The organism is Gilvimarinus sp. 1_MG-2023 (assembly GCF_030548285.1).
Map to the genome: position 1 here is coordinate 1 of NZ_JAUOSC010001301.1, position 255 is coordinate 255.

At 51.8% G+C, this 255-nt stretch carries 1 protein-coding gene; it reads left to right on the top strand.

Features of this window, described 5'->3' with window-relative positions; translation table 11 throughout:
* Positions 1-255: TonB-dependent receptor plug domain-containing protein (locus Q4563_RS21060; protein WP_303605910.1), on the top strand; the 255-nt coding region annotated here is incomplete at both ends.

The window sequence follows — 255 nt, forward strand, 5'->3', positions numbered from 1 at the left end:
GATCCGTGGTTTGGACAGCGATTACACCATGATCCTGATCAATGGCAAGCGGGTGTCATCCGGCGGTGCATTTGCCAAAGGCAGTGATGTTGATTTCAACTCAATTCCTGTGTCCTCGATTGAACGCATTGAAGTGATTCGTGGGCCGATGGCGGCCTTGTATGGTTCTGATGCCATTGGTGGGGTGATTAATATCATCACCAAAAAGTCCGCTGGCGAGTGGCGCGGCAGTGTCAGTGGTGAATACACCGTGGT